General features: G+C 68.0%; 18 protein-coding genes. 11 read left to right on the plus strand and 7 right to left on the minus strand.

The annotated features are described in order from the left end of the window. The first annotated feature begins 71 nt into the window (after positions 1 to 71). The 3 genes from phnF to phnN are packed head-to-tail and all read left to right on the plus strand — an operon-like array spanning position 72 to position 2,153. Entirely contained in the window at positions 72 to 842 is a 771-nt protein-coding gene (gene phnF / locus ASE28_RS10340; protein WP_057266505.1) for a phosphonate metabolism transcriptional regulator PhnF, read from the plus strand. Beyond that, complete coding sequence (locus tag ASE28_RS10345; RefSeq protein WP_057266506.1) at positions 829 to 1,566, plus strand: DUF1045 domain-containing protein; 738 nt, start codon at positions 829 to 831, stop codon at positions 1,564 to 1,566. Before phnF ends, ASE28_RS10345 begins: the two co-directional genes overlap by 14 nt. Then, positions 1,563 to 2,153, plus strand: a complete 591-nt coding sequence (gene phnN, locus ASE28_RS10350; RefSeq protein WP_057266507.1) for a phosphonate metabolism protein/1,5-bisphosphokinase (PRPP-forming) PhnN — start codon at positions 1,563 to 1,565, stop codon at positions 2,151 to 2,153. The genes ASE28_RS10345 and phnN overlap by 4 nt, the downstream gene beginning before the upstream one ends. On the opposite strand, the gene ASE28_RS10355 is transcribed toward phnN, so the two are convergent. After that, positions 2,134 to 2,793, minus strand: coding sequence for a DNA-3-methyladenine glycosylase I (locus ASE28_RS10355; protein WP_057266508.1), 660 nt, complete (start codon positions 2,791 to 2,793; stop codon positions 2,134 to 2,136). The genes phnN and ASE28_RS10355 overlap by 20 nt on opposite strands. Before the next feature lie 62 nt (positions 2,794 to 2,855). On the opposite strand from ASE28_RS10355, the gene ASE28_RS10360 reads away from it, so the two are divergent. Genes ASE28_RS10360 through ASE28_RS10370 form a run of 3 tightly spaced genes read left to right on the plus strand, consistent with a single transcriptional unit; the run spans position 2,856 to position 5,059 of the window. Beyond that, complete coding sequence (locus ASE28_RS10360) at positions 2,856 to 3,986, plus strand: aminopeptidase (RefSeq protein WP_057266509.1); 1,131 nt, start codon at positions 2,856 to 2,858, stop codon at positions 3,984 to 3,986. Further along, positions 3,979 to 4,374, plus strand: a complete 396-nt coding sequence (locus tag ASE28_RS10365) for a polyhydroxyalkanoic acid system family protein (RefSeq protein WP_057199851.1) — start codon at positions 3,979 to 3,981, stop codon at positions 4,372 to 4,374. The genes ASE28_RS10360 and ASE28_RS10365 overlap by 8 nt, the downstream gene beginning before the upstream one ends. Positions 4,375 to 4,381: 7 nt before the next feature. Continuing rightward, a complete protein-coding gene (locus tag ASE28_RS10370; RefSeq protein WP_057266510.1) occupies positions 4,382 to 5,059 on the plus strand; it encodes a nitroreductase in 678 nt (225 codons plus the stop codon). Between the two features lie 106 nt (positions 5,060 to 5,165). Here ASE28_RS10370 and ASE28_RS10375 read toward each other — a convergent pair whose 3' ends face one another. Further along, complete coding sequence (locus ASE28_RS10375; protein ID WP_057199849.1) at positions 5,166 to 6,272, minus strand: ornithine cyclodeaminase; 1,107 nt, start codon at positions 6,270 to 6,272, stop codon at positions 5,166 to 5,168. 128 nt (positions 6,273 to 6,400) lie between these two features. On the opposite strand from ASE28_RS10375, the gene ASE28_RS10380 reads away from it, so the two are divergent. Next, a complete protein-coding gene (locus ASE28_RS10380; protein ID WP_057200222.1) occupies positions 6,401 to 6,820 on the plus strand; it encodes an Lrp/AsnC family transcriptional regulator in 420 nt (139 codons plus the stop codon). Between the two features lie 17 nt (positions 6,821 to 6,837). Here ASE28_RS10380 and ASE28_RS10385 read toward each other — a convergent pair whose 3' ends face one another. Then, complete coding sequence (locus tag ASE28_RS10385) at positions 6,838 to 7,569, minus strand: IclR family transcriptional regulator (RefSeq protein ID WP_057199848.1); 732 nt, start codon at positions 7,567 to 7,569, stop codon at positions 6,838 to 6,840. A 147-nt stretch (positions 7,570 to 7,716) separates the two neighbouring features. Beyond that, complete coding sequence (locus ASE28_RS10390; protein ID WP_007860945.1) at positions 7,717 to 7,971, minus strand: acyl-CoA-binding protein; 255 nt, start codon at positions 7,969 to 7,971, stop codon at positions 7,717 to 7,719. A gap of 150 nt (positions 7,972 to 8,121) precedes the next feature. Between ASE28_RS10390 and ASE28_RS10395 the strand changes: the two genes are divergently transcribed. Both ASE28_RS10395 and ASE28_RS10400 read left to right on the plus strand, forming a co-directional pair. Beyond that, positions 8,122 to 9,765, plus strand: coding sequence for a wax ester/triacylglycerol synthase family O-acyltransferase (locus ASE28_RS10395; protein ID WP_057266511.1), 1,644 nt, complete (start codon positions 8,122 to 8,124; stop codon positions 9,763 to 9,765). A 4-nt stretch (positions 9,766 to 9,769) separates the two neighbouring features. Beyond that, positions 9,770 to 10,330 (plus strand): DUF922 domain-containing Zn-dependent protease, encoded by a 561-nt coding sequence (locus ASE28_RS10400; RefSeq protein WP_057266512.1) that lies wholly within the window; start codon positions 9,770 to 9,772, stop codon positions 10,328 to 10,330. A gap of 1 nt (position 10,331) precedes the next feature. Here the strand turns inward: ASE28_RS10400 and ASE28_RS10405 are convergent, their stop codons facing one another. Continuing rightward, positions 10,332 to 10,910, minus strand: a complete 579-nt coding sequence (locus ASE28_RS10405; protein WP_057266513.1) for a TetR/AcrR family transcriptional regulator — start codon at positions 10,908 to 10,910, stop codon at positions 10,332 to 10,334. A 98-nt stretch (positions 10,911 to 11,008) separates the two neighbouring features. Between ASE28_RS10405 and ASE28_RS10410 the strand changes: the two genes are divergently transcribed. Continuing rightward, entirely contained in the window at positions 11,009 to 11,476 is a 468-nt protein-coding gene (locus ASE28_RS10410; protein ID WP_057266514.1) for a nuclear transport factor 2 family protein, read from the plus strand. Positions 11,477 to 11,482: 6 nt separating this feature from the next. Here ASE28_RS10410 and ASE28_RS10415 read toward each other — a convergent pair whose 3' ends face one another. Together ASE28_RS10415 and ASE28_RS10420 are read right to left on the minus strand one after the other, a co-directional pair. Next, complete coding sequence (locus ASE28_RS10415; protein ID WP_057266515.1) at positions 11,483 to 12,580, minus strand: M14 family metallopeptidase; 1,098 nt, start codon at positions 12,578 to 12,580, stop codon at positions 11,483 to 11,485. 99 nt (positions 12,581 to 12,679) lie between these two features. Then, positions 12,680 to 13,888 carry a M20 aminoacylase family protein gene (locus ASE28_RS10420; RefSeq protein WP_057266516.1) on the minus strand — a complete coding sequence of 403 codons (1,209 nt, stop codon included), beginning with the start codon at positions 13,886 to 13,888 and terminating at the stop codon, positions 12,680 to 12,682. An 83-nt stretch (positions 13,889 to 13,971) separates the two neighbouring features. On the opposite strand from ASE28_RS10420, the gene argE reads away from it, so the two are divergent. Beyond that, on the plus strand, positions 13,972 to 15,129 hold the full coding sequence (gene argE, locus ASE28_RS10425) for an acetylornithine deacetylase (protein WP_057266517.1): 1,158 nt from the start codon (positions 13,972 to 13,974) through the stop codon (positions 15,127 to 15,129). Positions 15,130 to 15,136: the final 7 nt, after the last annotated feature.

The following is a 15,136-nucleotide window of genomic DNA, read 5'->3' on the forward strand; positions in this document are numbered from 1 at the left end:
GTGGTACTCTTTAAGTTGTATAGACAAATTGAACAACTGGCGCCAGCTTAGACAGCGCGCATGTAGGTTTCATGACAGCCACCACCAGCACACAAGTTCTTGCCAACCCCGCCCCTACCGCACGCCCGGCACGCGACAGCTTCTGGACCCGCATTGCCGCCGAACTGGCCGAGGCCATCGGCAGCGGCATCTACCCCCCGGGCCAGCGCCTGCCCTCGGAACATGCCTTGGCCGAACAGTTCGGCGTGAACCGGCACACAATCCGCCGCTCGCTGGCCAGCCTGTGCAGCCAGGGGCTGGTGCGCATCACGCAGGGCAGCGGCACCTATGTGGAGGACTTCGCGGTGGACCTGGCACTGGGCAAGCGCGTGCGCCACCAGCAGGGCCTGGCCCAGGCCGGCCTGCGCGGCAGCCTGGTGGTGCTGCAGGAGCAGACGGTGCGCGCCACGGCCGCGCTGGCCAAGGCCCTGCAGGTGCCGGCCCGCAGCCCGCTGCTGCAATTGCGCGTGATTGGCCAGGCCGAGGGCCAGCCGCTGCACGTGAGCGAGCGCTACTTTCCCCTGCCCCGCTTCGAGGGCCTGGCCGCCATGGTGCGCGAGACCGGCTCCATCACCGCCGGCTTCACCGCGCACGGCGTGGCCGACTACACCCGGCGCGAAAGCCGCATCACCGCCGAGCTGCCCGATGCTGCCGTGGCCGCCGAGCTGCGCCAGCCCGCCACGCGCCCGGTGCTGCTGGTCGAAAGCCTGAACGTCGACCTGGCCGGCACGCCCATCGAATGGGCCCGCGCCTGGTTTGCGGGCGACCGCGTCAAACTCACCATCACCCATGACGACGAGTAACACCCCCTCCCCCACCGCCGCCCACCACCGCTATGCGGTGTACTTCGCGCCCAACCCCGGCACCCTGGCCTGGCTCGCTGGCAGCCACTGGCTGGGCCGCTGCGCCGCGCTGCTGCAGCCCATGCAGCCACTGGACATCCACGGCGTGGCCCGGGAAGAACTGGAGCGGCTGACCGCCGCCCCGCGCCGCTACGGCTGGCATGCCACGCTCAAGGCCCCGTTTGCGCTGGCGCCGGGCGTGGACTGGCTCACGCTGCACCATACCGTGCAGACGCTGGCCCAGGGGCTGCGGCCGTTCAGCATGCCGCCCATGCAGGTCGAGCGCATCGGCGATTTCCTCGCACTGGTGCCCGCGGCCGCGCACCCGGCCAACGCCGAGATCCAGGCCGCAGCCGCTGCCTGTGTGACGCAACTGCAGCCGCTGGCGGCAGCGCTGTCAGAAGGGGACCTGGCGCGCCGCCGCGCCGCCGGGCTCACACCCCGGCAGGATGCACTGCTGCAGCAGTGGGGCTACCCCTTCGTGCTGGAGGAGTTCCGCTTCCACATGTCGCTGACCGGCTCGCTCGCGGCTGCGGATGACGAGACCGTGGAGCTGGTGCAGGACGCAGCCGACCAGTTCTTTGCCGACCTGCCGCCGCTGCGCTTTGGCAGCCTGGCCCTGTTCGCCGAACCCACGCCGGGAGCCGACTTCGTGCTGCTGGACCACCTGGAGCTGGGCACATGAGCACCACAGCGAAATTGCTGTACTTCATGGGCCCCTCGGGCGCCGGCAAGGACAGCCTGCTTGACTGGCTGCGCCAGCACCTGCCCGCCGGCCTGCCCGTGCAGTGGGCGCGGCGCACCATCAGCCGCCCGGCCAGCCCCGGTGGCGAAGCGCATGAAAGCACCACGCCCGACGCCCACGCCGCGCTGCGCGCCGCCGGTGCGTTTGCCCTGCACTGGGAGGCCAACGGCCTGGCCTATGGCGTGCGCCATGCCGAGCTGGCGACGCTGGCCCAGGGCCGCTGGCTGCTGGTCAATGGTTCACGCGCCTACTTGCCCGAAGCCCTGGCGCGCTACCCAGCCCTGGTGGCAGTGCACATCACCGCCAGCCCCGAGGTGCTGCGCCACCGCCTGCAATCACGGGGCCGGGAAAACGCCGACGAAGTGGAGCAGCGCGTGCAGCGCGCGCTGCGCTTCCTGGCGCCGCCAGGAACGGCCGGCATCGAGGTGCGCAACGACACCAGCCTGGATGCAGCAGGCCGGCAATTGCTTCAGGCCCTGGAAAGGCTGCCCGGCTGGCCAGGCCTGGTCAACGCCCCGGCGGGGTGAAATCCGCCCGCGCCTTGAGCGCCTTCTCGCGCGCATGGCAGCCTTCGAGGTGGTCGTTGACCAGGCCCATGGCCTGCATGAAGGCATACACGGTGGTTGGGCCGACAAAGCTCCAGCCGCGCTTCTTGAGGTCCTTGGACATCGCGGTGGAGCCTGGCGAGGTGATGAAGGTGCGCGCCACCTCGCGCGTGATGCGCTCGGGCCGCTCGCCAGCGGCGGGCTCGTACTGCCAGGCGTAGCGCGCAAGCGAGCCGAATTCCTGCCTGAGCTCCAACACACGCTTGGCGTTGTTGATGGTCGAGACGATCTTGCCCCGGTGGCGCACGATGGCTGCGTCCTGCACCAGGCGCTCCACGTCGGCGTCGGTGAACTCTGCGACCTGCTCGGCATCGAACTGCGCGAACGCCGCCCGAAATCCCTCGCGCTTGTTCAGGATGGTGAGCCAGCTCAGGCCCGACTGGAAGCCCTCCAGGCACAGCTTCTCGAACAGGCGCCGGTCGTCCGCCACCGGAAAACCCCATTCGCTGTCATGGTAGTGGCGGTACAGCGGCGTGGCCTGGCACCAGGTGCAGCGCGGGCAGCCTGCGTCGTCGGCGAACAGGCCGTCGGGAATCTCGGGGGTGGCGGTGGCTTCGGTCATGGGCAGGATTCTAGGAATTCCATCCGACATGCTGCTGACAGGCCCTAAACTGAACACCGGATATGCCACAGCCATTCGCTTCACGTTCCGTCCCGCTCCGCCTTGGCGCCGCACTGTCTGCCTTCATTGCCAGCCTGGCCCTGGCCGGCTGCGCCAGCAATGGCAATGCCCTGGGCTACTACTGGCAATCGGTGCGCGGCCATGTGCAGCTGATGCGCTCGGCCGAGCCGCTGGAGGACTGGATCGCGCGCACCGACATCCCGCTGCCACTGCGCGAGCGCCTGCAACTGGCCCAACGCGCCCGCGCCTTCGCGGTGACCGAACTGGGCCTGCCCGACAACCCGAGCTACCGCCGCTATGCGGACTTGAAGCGCGCGGCCGCCGTGTGGAACGTGGTCGCCGCGCCGCCCTATTCGCTGACGCTGCACACCTGGTGCTTCCCGGTGACGGGCTGCATCGGCTACCGGGGCTATTTCGACGAGGCGGACGCGAAGGCCGAGGCCGGCCGGCTGGCGCAGGAAGGCCTGGAGATCGAGGTCTATGGCGTGCCCGCCTATTCCACCCTGGGCTACATGAACTGGGCTGGGGGCGATCCGCTGCTGAGCACCTTCATCGGCTGGCCCGAAGGCGAATTCGTGCGCCTGCTGTTCCATGAGCTGGCGCACCAGGTGGTCTACGCCAAGGGCGACACGCTGTTCAATGAATCCTTTGCCACCGCCGTGGAGCGGCTGGGCAGCGCACGCTGGCTGGCCCAGCAGGCCACGCCCCAGGCCAGCACCGCCTTCGTGGCCAGCGAGGCGCGCCGGCGCGAGTTCCGCGCGCTGACCCAGGCCACGCGCGAACGCCTGGCCAGGATCTACGCCCAGGAAGGCATGCCGGACAGGGAGGCGCAGAAGGCCGCAGCCATGCAGTCCTTTCGCGCCGACTATGCGGCCCTGCGCGAGCGCTGGCAGGCCACGCCGGCCCAGACCGCCGGCTACGACCGCTGGGTGGCCAGCGCCAACAATGCCAGCTTTGCTGCCCAGGCGGCTTACAACGAGTTCGTGCCCGCCTTCGAGGCGATCTTCGAGCGCGAGGGGCGCGACTGGCACCGGTTCTATGATGCGGTGCGTGTACTGAGTGAACAACCCCAGGCACAGCGCCACGAGGCGCTGCGCCAATTGCTACCCAACCAGGAGACCCCCGGTGCCTGACATCCATATCCACCGCGAACACCAACTGGGCTTCAAGCAGGCCCGCAAAGTCGCTTTTTCCTGGGCCGAGAAGGCCGAGGAGAAGTTCGACATGGAATGCACCTACGAAGAGGGCGAGACCGAGGACACGCTGCACTTCAGCCGCTCCGGGGTCAAGGGCACCCTGCTGGTGGATGCCAACCAGTTCGAGATGAAGGCGCAACTGGGCTTTCTGTTCGGCGCGTTCAAGGACCGCATCGAAGCAGAGATCGGCGAGCAGCTCGATGCCCTGCTGAACGCCCCCCCGCCCGCCGCCAAAAAGGCCGCGCCGAAAAAGAAGGCCGCCGACGACGCGAAACCCGCCAAGGCGGCCGCAGCCAAGGCACCGGCCAAAGCCAAAAAGGCCTGAGCCCTCCATGGCCGCGCCCGCGTTCGACACGTTCAGCGACCTGCTGCACACGCGCTACAGCTGCCGCGCCTTTCTGCCTGAGCCGCTGCCCCGCGCCACCACTGAGAGCATCCTGGCCACGGCGCAGCGCACGGCATCGTGGTGCAACGCCCAGCCCTGGCAGGTGCACATCGCCAGCGGCGAAACCCTGGAGCGCCTGCGCAGCGCCTTCCAGGAGCGCATTGCCAGCACACCGCCGGAGCCCGACCTGCCCTGGCCGCGTGAGTACCGCGGCGTGTACCAGGAGCGCCGGCGCGAATGCGGCTACGGCCTGTACGAAGCGCTGGGTATTGCCAAGGGTGACCGGGCCGCATCGGCGCGCCAGGCGGCCGAAAATTTCAGCATGTTCGGTGCGCCGCACGTGGCCATTGTGAGCAGCGACGAGGCGTTGGGTGTGTATGGCGCGGTGGACTGCGGCGCCTACGTCGCCAACTTTTTGCTGGCCGCGCACAGCCTGGGCGTGGCTTCGGTGCCGCAGGCGGCGCTGGCCTCGTACCCCGGTGTGCTGCGCGAGGTGCTGGGCATCGGCGAGGACCGCACCATCGTCTGCGGCATCTCTTTCGGCCTGGCCGACCCGGCGCACCCGGCCAACCAGTTCCGCACCACGCGGGCGGATCCGGCCAGCAGCGTGGTCTGGCGCGACTGAGCTACAGCCCCGGGGCAGGACAGAGCCTCGCCTGTGACCCCACCGAGCAGCCTGCCGGTCACTGGATCCGCTCCGGTGCCGCTGGGCTGGTGAGGCTTTCGTCGCTTCAGGCAACGGCCTGAAGCCGGTGCGTCGCGCTCTGCACAACAGCCTCACCTGCTCCGGCCTGGCGCAAGGCACCGAACAGGTCCTTGGGGTTGGCCAGATCCGGGATCAACTGGATGCGTTCGCCCACGCCCAGTTCCAGCGCCGCATCGCGCATGAAGCGCAGGGCCGAGAAGTCCTCCAGTGCAAAACCCACCGAATCGAAAATCGTCACTTCGGCATCGCTCGCGCGGCCGGCCTCGCGGCCGGCCAGCACCTGCCACAGCTCGGTCACGGCAAAGTCGGCCGGCATCTGCTGGATCTCGCCTTCGATGCGGGTCTGGGGCGGGTACTCGACGAACACGCGGCCGCGCGTGAGCACCTCGGCCTGCAGCTCGGTCTTGCCGGGGCAGTCGCCCCCCACGGCGTTGATGTGCATGCCGGGCGCCACCATGTCGGCGGTGAGGATGGTGGCGCGGGTCTTGTCGGCCGTCACCGTGGTCACGATGTCGGCGCCGCGCACGGCCTCGGCCGTGCTGCCGCAGACGGTGACCACCAGGCCCGATGGCTGCAGGTTGGCCTGCAGCTTGGCGGTGGCGGCAGGGTCGGTGTCGTACAGCCGCACTTCGGTGATGCCCACCAGATGCTGGAAGGCCAGGGCCTGGAATTCGCTCTGCGCGCCGTTGCCGATCAGCGCCATCACCCGGCTGCCGGGCCGCGCCAGGGCCTTGGCCGCCACGGCCGACATGGCGGCGGTGCGCAAGGCGGTGGTCAGGGTCAGCTCGCTGAGCAGTTGCGGCGTGCCCGTGGCCACGTCGGCCAGCACGCCGAAGGCCATCACGGTGGACAGGCCCAGGCGCGTGTTCTTGGGGTGGCCGTTGACGTACTTGAAGGTGTAGGTCGCGTCGTCGGCAATCGGCATGAGCTCGATCGCGCCATCGGGCGAGTAGCTGGCCACCCGGGCCGACTTGTCGAAGCTCTCCCAGCGCAAGAAGTCCTCGGTGATGTTGGCGGCAATGCCAGCAAGGCAGGCCGCGAGGCCCTTGCGCCGGATCAGCTCCACCGCTTCGGGGGCGCTCAGGTAGAGGGTGGATACGCTGGTGTGGTGGGGGGTGGCGTCGTGTCGCATGGGGTGTCTCCGGTTCGGTGGCATCCAGTGTCCAGCGGGCGCGAGGCAATGTGAATCGGCAAAAATGTACCGAAATGCGCGGTTGATTGCCAAAATGGCAGCCATTGCTCACTTTCTGCACCACCACCATGGATGAACTCGACCGCTCCCTGATTGCACTGCTGCGTGGTAATGCGCGCATGAACGTCGCCGACCTGGCGCACAAGCTCGGTGTCTCCCGCGGCACGGTGACCAACCGCATCCGCAAGCTCGAAGACAGCCAGGTGATCGTGGGCTACACCGTCAAGCTGCGGCCCGAGGCCGAGCCCGACCGCATCCGTGCCTGGATGGGCGTGCTGGTCGAAGGCAACCAGTCGCGCCAGGTGGTGGCCAGCCTGCTGGGCGAGCCCGGCGTGGCCGCCCTGCACGACACCAATGGCCGCTGGGACCTGCTGGCCGAGCTGGAGGCGGGCAGCATGGCCGAGCTGGCGCAGGTGCTCGAGCGCATCCGACTGATTTCGGGCATCCGAGGCACCGAGACCAATATTCACCTCACGACCTACCGCTAGCGGTTGGCAGGCAGTGCTCAGCCGATCTGGCCGCCCAGGCTGCGTGCGGCTTCGAGCACGCTTTTCACGTAGCGCTCGTCGTAGCGGTGGGCCGGCATGGTCAGCGTGACGGCAGCAGCCACCGTGCCATCGGCGGCAAACACCGGCGCCGAGATGCCGGCCACCTCGCTGAGCCGGTCGCCCACGCTGGCCAGGTAGCCGTCGGCGCGGATGCGCGCGTACAGCGCGCGGTCATGCCGGCCGAGCGAGTTGGACAGTGCCGCGTCGAAGGCCACCAGCACGCGCCCGCCCGTGCCCCGGTCCAGCGGCAGCAGGTCGCCTGCGCGGATATGGTCGCGGATGGGGTGCGGCGAGTCCACGCGGAACTGGCACAGCCGCGCATCGCCCTGGCGCACGTGGTAGGCCGCGCTCTCGCCCGTGGCGGCCACCAGCTCGCGCAGCACGGGCAGCACCACCCGGTCGAGCGAGAACGAGGCCGCATACAGCGCATGCAGCCGCCCCACCTCGGGCCCGATGGCATAGCGGCCGTCGTCCAGGCGCTGCACCCAGCGCGCATGCTCGAGCGAGGCCAAGAGGCGCAGTGCCGTGCTCTTGTACAGCCGGGTGCGCGTGGCCAGCTCGGTCAAGGCCAGCGGCCCGTCGCCCTGGCGGAAGGCGGCCATCAAGCTCAGGGCGCGGTCCACGGCAGCCGCGCCGCCCGGGGCGGCATCGGCATCGGCAACGGATTCGGAAACGGCTTTGCGGGGCATGGGGGCCAAGGCGCGTGAAAGGTGCGCCCAAGAGAATGAGGTTCTGTCTATTGAAACATTGATGCCCCCACCCGTCCAGCCCGTGCCGCAACGCCCATGAAAAAGCGGCCCGCAGGCCGCTCGGTCAGTCGCGGGGCATGGCCCGGATCAGCTCAGCTCGGTGATCAGGTCGATGTACTGCTGCTTGGCGGCATCGGCCTCGGTGCCCTTGAGCGCGTTCCACGCATCCCACTTGGCGCGGCCCACCATGTCGGAGAAGCTGGGCTTCTTTTCGGTGTTGTCGCCAACGGTGGCCTGCTTGTACAGCGCGTAGATCTTGAGCAGCGTGGCGTTGTTGGGGCGCTCGCTCAGGTTCTCGGAATTGGCTTTGGCGGCTTCGAAGGCGGCATTCAGGTCGGCCATGGGTTGCTCCTTGGGGGTCGAAAGATGGGGGAGGGAAAGAACGGTGTCGGCAATTGTTTGCGGCGTTGTATCTTACGGTCAGTGCGCGAGCGAAAGTCGCGCAATCCATAGAGGCAAGCCCCCAAAACAACCACAACAGGTGTACATCCGATGGTGACCCGCATTGCTGCTCCCAACGCCACCCGCTCCGAAGGCCTGGCCAGCCCGCTGAACACCGCCTCCCAGGTCGCCCGCAAGGCGCGGGCCACCACTGCGGCCGCCGCCCAGGCCTTGCCACCCGCTGCGCGCAAGGCCGCCGGCGCGGTGCAAAAGAATGTGCGCCGCGCCGCCACCGGAATGCTCGGCCTGTCGGGCGAGCGCATGAGCAAGGTCGACACGGCCTGGCTGCGCATGGACTCGGGCAGCAACCTGATGATGATCAATGGCGTGTGGACGCTGGCCCCCGGCATCGCCTGGGAGGCGCTGTGCGAGCGCGTGCAGCAGCGCCTGCTGCAGTACCCGCGTTTTCGCCAGCGCGTGGTCGAAGACGCGGCCGGCGCCACCTGGGTCGAAGACCGCCAGTTCGATATTGCCGCCCACGTGCTGCGCGAGACCCTACCCCAGGAACCGGGCCAGAGCATGCAGCGCGCCCTGCAAGACCGCGTGGGTGAGCTGGCCATGCAGCCGCTGGACCCGCGCCGCCCGCTGTGGCAGATGCACCTGGTCGAGAACTTCACAGGCGACGACGGCCAGCAGGGCAGCGCACTGATCGTGCGCATCCACCACTGCATCGCCGACGGCATCGCCCTGATCTCGGTCACCATGTCCATCGTGGACGGGGGGTCCGAGCCGCCCAAGCGCAGCCGCAAGAAGCGCGAGGCCGCCGCCACGGCCGAGGACTGGATCGCCGACGCGCTGATCAAGCCGCTGGCCGGCCTCACGGTGAAGGCACTGGACCTGGCGGGCGATGGCGCGGCGCGCTCGTTCAAGGTGCTGGGCGACCCCGAGAAGGCCATGCAGCACGGCCTGGCTGGCACCATGGACATGGCGCGCGTGGCCTACCAGCTGGTGAGCGACGCGGCCGCTCTGGCGCTGATGCCCGACGATTCGCCCACCCGCCTGAAGGGACAGCCCGGCCGGGCCAAGCGTGTGGCCTGGTGCCCGCCGATCCCGCTCGAAGAGGTCAAGGCCATCGGCAAGGCGCTGAACTGCTCGATCAACGATGTCTTGATGTCCTGCGTGGCCGGTGCCATCGGGGGCTACCTACGCAGCCAGGGCGACGACCCTGCGGGCCAGGAGATCCGCGCCATGATCCCGGTCAACCTGCGCCCCATGGAGGAGGCCTGGAAGCTGGGCAACCGCTTCGGCCTGGTGCCGCTGGTGCTGCCCATCGGCGTGGCCAACCCGGTGGAGCGCGTGTACGAGGTGCGCCGGCGCATGAATGCATTGAAGGGCAGCACCCAGCCCATCCTCGCGTTCGCGATGCTGGCCGTGGCAGGCCTGATGATCAAGCCCGCACAGGACGCGCTGCTCAACCTCTTCGGCCGCAAGACCACGGCGGTGATGACCAATGTGCCCGGCCCCAAGGAGCAGCTCACGCTGTGCGGCGCGCGCGTCACGCAGTGCATGTTCTGGGTGCCGCAGTCGGGGGACATCGGCCTGGGGGTCTCCATCCTGAGCTACGGCGGCGGCGTGCAGTTCGGCGTGATCACCGACACCACGCTGTGCCCCGAGCCGCAGCTCATCATCGATGCCTTCGCGCCCGAGTTCGACCAGCTCTCGCTGCTCACGCTGATGCTGCCCTGGGGAGATTGAGATCTTGCGCTGGCTGGCCGTTCTCACGCTGGCCGTGCTGCAGCAACATCCCGCCGGCGCCGCCGTGGTGCAGGAGCATATGCAGCGGCCCTACCCTGTGCAGTTGCAGCCCGGGCAGACATTGCGCCAGGCGCTGCAGGCGGCCACGCCCATCGTGGTGAATGGCCGCCGCTTCCATGGCTACACGCGCTGGAATGTGCGCTGGAACTACCGCTGGTGGCGCGAGGCCTCGGGCCGCTGCGCGATCACGGAGGTCACCACACGCCTTTCCACCGAAGTGCAGTTGCCGGAACTGCACAACGCCTCGCCGCAGCAGCAGGCCACCTTTGACCGCTACCTGCGCGCCTTGGCGCAGCATGAGCAGGGGCATGCGCAGTTCGGGCGGGATGCGGCCCAGGCCATCGACCAGGGCATTGCCCGGCTGCCTGCGGCGGCCGATTGCGTCACGCTGGAACGCAACGCCGACGCGCTGGGCCGCCGCCTGTTGCAGGAGCACGTGGAACGCGAGAAGCAGTACGACCGGGATACCGGCCACGGCGCCTCGCAGGGCGCACGGCTGGAGTAGGTCAGCGCCGGGGCTGCAATGCGGGCAAGAGGCGCGACACGCTGGCCAGCACCGCGGGCACCGGCTCACCCAGTTGTGCCCGCACGATGGCACCCTCCACCACCAGGGCCAGTGCCTGGGCATCCTGCGCCTGCGTGGCCGATGGCGGCAACAGCATGGCCAACAGGTCTGTCATGTCCTGCTTGTGGCGGCGGGCGATGGCGTTGACCTCGGGCACGGTATCGCCCAGTTCGCTCACGCTGTTGATGAAGGCGCAGCCCCGGAAGTCCTCACGGGTGAACCACTCGCCCAACGCAGGGGCCAGTGCGACCAATCCGGTGCCAGCCTTGCCATGGCGCGCCAGCGCATCGGCGAACCAGGCCATCCACAGGGCATGCCGCATCTCCAGATAGGCGCAGACGAGATCGTTCTTGCTCGGAAAGTGCCGGTAGAAGGTCACCTTGGTCACCCCCGACTCGGCAATCACCTTGTCGATGCCGGTGGCGCGGATGCCCTCGCGGTAGAACAACCGGTGCGCTGTGTACAGCAGGCGCTCGCGCGCAGGCAGATCGTGGACTTCGGGGAGGGGAGCAAGCAGCATGGCGCCATTGTAGACAAGTCTGTCTACATGCGTTTATGATGGCGATGCAGACAGATCTGTCTACATTCAACTGACCTGACCCTACCGAGGTACCGCCCATGGAATCCCGCCCGCCCCTGCCCCCTTTCTCCCTGGAAACCGCCATCCAGAAAGTCCGCCTGGCCGAAGACGGCTGGAACTCCCGCGACCCGGCCCGCGTGGTGCTGGCCTATACCGAGGACACGCGCTGGCGCAACCGCGCCGAGTTTCCCGTGGGGCGCGAAGCGGCGCGCCAGTTCCTCGAACGCAAGTGGGCGCGCGAGCTCGACTACCGGCTCATCAAGGAGATCTGGGCGTTCAGCTCGCACCGCATCGGGGTGCGCTTCGCCTACGAATGGCATGATGACGCGGGCAACTGGTATCGCAGCCACGGCAATGAGAACTGGGAGTTCAACGACGCCGGGCTGATGGCCGTGCGCCACGCCAGCATCAACGACCAGCCGATCCAGGCGGCCGACCGGCTTTTCTTCTGGCCCCAGGGCCGGCGCCCGGACGACCATCCGGGGCTGACCGAGCTGGGGATGTAAGGAGAATCAGCCTGCCAGACCGTCTACCGCCTGGAACATGGACTGGCGTGCCTGGCTCACGATCTGGCCCTTCCAGGCGTCCGTGTCGGTGTAGAACGCTTCCATCATCTGCGCCTTGATCTGCTTTGCCTGCTCGGCCGGCGCCTGGGGATGCAGGTTGAGCCACTGCTCGGCGCGGATGGCGTTCATCACGTCGAGCACCGGCACGGTGCCGTACTCCATCGCGATGCCCGTGCTCTCGGCGTGCGGGCATTCATCGTAGATCGCGTTCCACATCAGCCCGGTGAGGAAGGCCGAGGTCGATGATCCGTCGTAGATGGAGGTCACCGGCGTCGCGCCGCCGCCATCCCACCAGGCGCGGGCGCGGGCCACCGAGGCGTCGTCGTCCTTGCCCGCGTAGATGCGTTCTCCGTGGCCGCTGGGGCCCAGTCCGGTGTGCAGGTCGATCCAGGCGATCTGCGAGGCACGGGCACCATGCTGGCGCAGCACCTGGCGCAGCGTGCGGTTGCTCCAGGTGGGCTCCGTTCCGCCGAAGAACACGCCTTCGGGAAACTCGTGCTGGCCGCGCGAGATGGCGGCTTGCCAGGATGCCTCACCCTTGGTGTCTATGTACCGCTGCACGGCCGCCAGGTTGTCGGCCGACGGTGGCCACACTTCAGGCAGCAGCAGGGGCTGCACCTCGCGGTAGGCCTCGTTCACGGGCAGCGGCTTTGAAAAATCCTGAAAGTTGCGGTTCAGGTCCACGTTCTCGTGCGTGAAGCGGCGCACGTGCGAGAAGCCATAGGGGTTGAGTGCATGGATGTAGAGCGTGGCCACGCCCGCCGCGTGCGCCTTGTCGCGCCACTCCGGGTCGTGCAGCGCGAACACCTGCACCCCGCTGCCGCAGTAGCCTTCCACGCCATGGCAGGCGCTGCTCACGATGAGCAGCTTGGTCGCATCGGCCGGACCGTCGCGCACCACGTCCATGGCCAGGTCTTCACCATCACGCCCTTTGAGGGGGTGGGCATGCGACTCGATGGGCAGACCCGCTGCGGCCGCGCCCTCGAGAAACTTCTTGCGGGCCTGGGCGTAGCTGGGCGAAAAGGCGTCGACGATGCCGATCATGGGCGGTTGCTTTCGTGGGTGGGGTCGGGAACACAGGAAAACCCGGGGCACGCGAGGGCGCCCAGGGCTTCAGGAAAGAGACGACAACGGGTGCCGGTGTCAGGCCGCCGTGGGCTGCGCCAGCCAATCCTCGGCCAGCTTGACCCAGTAGGTCGCGCCCAGAGGGATCAGGTCGTCGTTGAAGTCGTAGCTCGGGTTGTGCAGCGTGCAGGGGCCGCCGCCGTGGCCCATCTCGCGGTGCGCGCCGTCGCCGTTGGCGATGAAGCAGTAGGCACCGGGTTTGGCCTGCAGCATGAAGGCGAAGTCTTCTGCGCCCATGGTGGGCTCCTGCACCAGCACGTTGGCCTCGCCGACGATGCCGGCCATCACCTTGCGGGCAAAGTCGGCCTCGGCGGCCGAGTTCACGGTGGGCGGGTAGTTGCGGTGAAAGTGGAACTCGCAGGTGGCGTCGTGCGCGGCGCAGGTGTGCTCGGCCACCTGCTTCATGCGCTTTTCGATCAGGTCCAGCACTTCGATGGAGAAGGTGCGCACCGTGCCCTGCAGCTCGCAGCTGTCGGGCACCACGTTGGTGGCTTCGCCGGCGTGCACCATGGTCACCGAGATCACGCCCGCATCCACGGGCTTCTTGTTGCGGCTGATGATGGTCTGGAAGGCCTGCACCATCTGGCAGGCGATCGGCACCGGGTCGATGCCGTTGTGCGGCAGCGCCGCATGGCTGCCCTTGCCGCGGATGGTGATCTTGAACTCGTTGCTCGACGCCATCACCGGGCCGGGGCTCACCGCGAACTGGCCCACGGGCATGCCCGGCCAGTTGTGCATGCCGTACACGGCCTGCATAGGGAACTGCTCGAACAGGCCGTCGGTGATCATCTCGCGCGCGCCACCGCCGCCCTCTTCGGCCGGCTGGAAGATCAGGTACACGGTGCCGTCGAAGTTGCGGTGCTTGGCGAAGTGCTGCGCCGCCGCCAGCAGCATGGCGGTATGGCCATCGTGCCCACAGGCGTGCATCTTGCCGGTGTGCTTGCTGGCATGGGCAAAGGTGTTGAACTCCTGCATGGGCAGCGCATCCATGTCGGCGCGCAGGCCAATGGCCCGGCCGCTGGCCCCCCCGTCGCGCCCCTTGACGATGCCCACCACGCCCGTGGTGCCCAGGCCCCGGTGGATGGGAATGCCCCACTCGGTGAGCTTGTTGGCCACCACGTCGGCCGTGCGCACCTCTTCGAAGCACAGCTCGGGGTGGGCGTGAATGTCCCGGCGCACCGCTGCAATACTGGCCGCCTGGGTGACGATGGAGTCAATAACGTTCATGATATGTGTCCTTACGATTTCACAGTCTAGCCCGAGAGCAACCAGCGTGCCAACCCGGGTTATTTACTACACGAGCCCTTTCCATGATTTCACCCCAAGCCCTCGAACTGGCGCAATCCCTGGTACGCATGAACACCGTGAGCCACAACTCCAACCTGGAGTTGATCCACTTCATCCGCGACCACCTGGGCCAACTGGGCGTGAAAAGCCGCCTGACCTACAACGCCGACAAGACCAAGGCCAACCTGTTCGCCACGCTGGGCGAGGGCAAGCCCGCCGGGGTGATCCTCTCGGGCCACACCGACACCGTGCCATGGGACGGCCAGGATTGGACGATGGACCCGCTGAGCGCCCTCGTCAAGGACGGCAACCTGTACGGCCGGGGCAGCGCCGACATGAAGGCCTTCATCGGCATCGCGGTATCGCATGCCGAGCAGTTCCTCGCCAGCGATGCCCCGTTTGCCCTGCACTTTGCCTTCAGCTACGACGAGGAGGTGGGCTGCTTCGGCGTCAAGGAGCTGATCGCCGACCTGCGCGACGCCAGCATCCGCCCGCTGGCCTGCATCGTGGGCGAGCCCACGAGCATGGTGCCGGCCATCGCGCACAAGGGTGTGTACCGCTACAAATGCTGCGTGCGCGGCAAGGAAGCGCATTCGTCGCTCACGCCGCAATCGGTCAACGCCATCGAGATGGCGGCGCGCGTGGTGGGCCGGGTGCGCGACATGGCCGAGGGATTCGAGCGCAGCGAGCCGCGCTTCGAGGGCTTTGATGTGCCGTTCTCCACCGCCAGCGTGGGCCAATTCCATGGCGGCATTGCCGACAACGTGGTGCCGCGCGACGCCGAGTTCCGCTACGAATTCCGCGACCTGCCCACTGCCAATGCGGCCCAGATGCAGTCCGAGGTACTGGCCTATGCGCGCTCGCTCGAACCTGCCATGCAGAAGATCGCGCCCCAGACCGGCTTCAGCTTCGAGACCATCTGCGAGATCCCGAGTTTTCTGGGCAACAAGGACGATGCCGTGACCCGCCTGGCGCAGGAGCTGAGCGGCGAGCAAGGCACCACCCTGGTGGCTTTCGGCACCGAAGCCGGGCTGTTCAAGAACGCCGGCATCCCCACCGTGGTGTGCGGCCCCGGCAGCATCCAGCAGGCGCACCAGCCCGATGAGTTTGTGAGCCTTGCGCAACTGGGCCGCTGCGAGGCCTTCATGCAGGGGCTGGCACGCACCAAGGCCTTCGGCTGAAACAGGA

Origin of the sequence: Acidovorax sp. Root219 (assembly GCF_001428665.1) — a bacterium.
Lineage (GTDB): Bacteria > Pseudomonadota > Gammaproteobacteria > Burkholderiales > Burkholderiaceae_C > Acidovorax.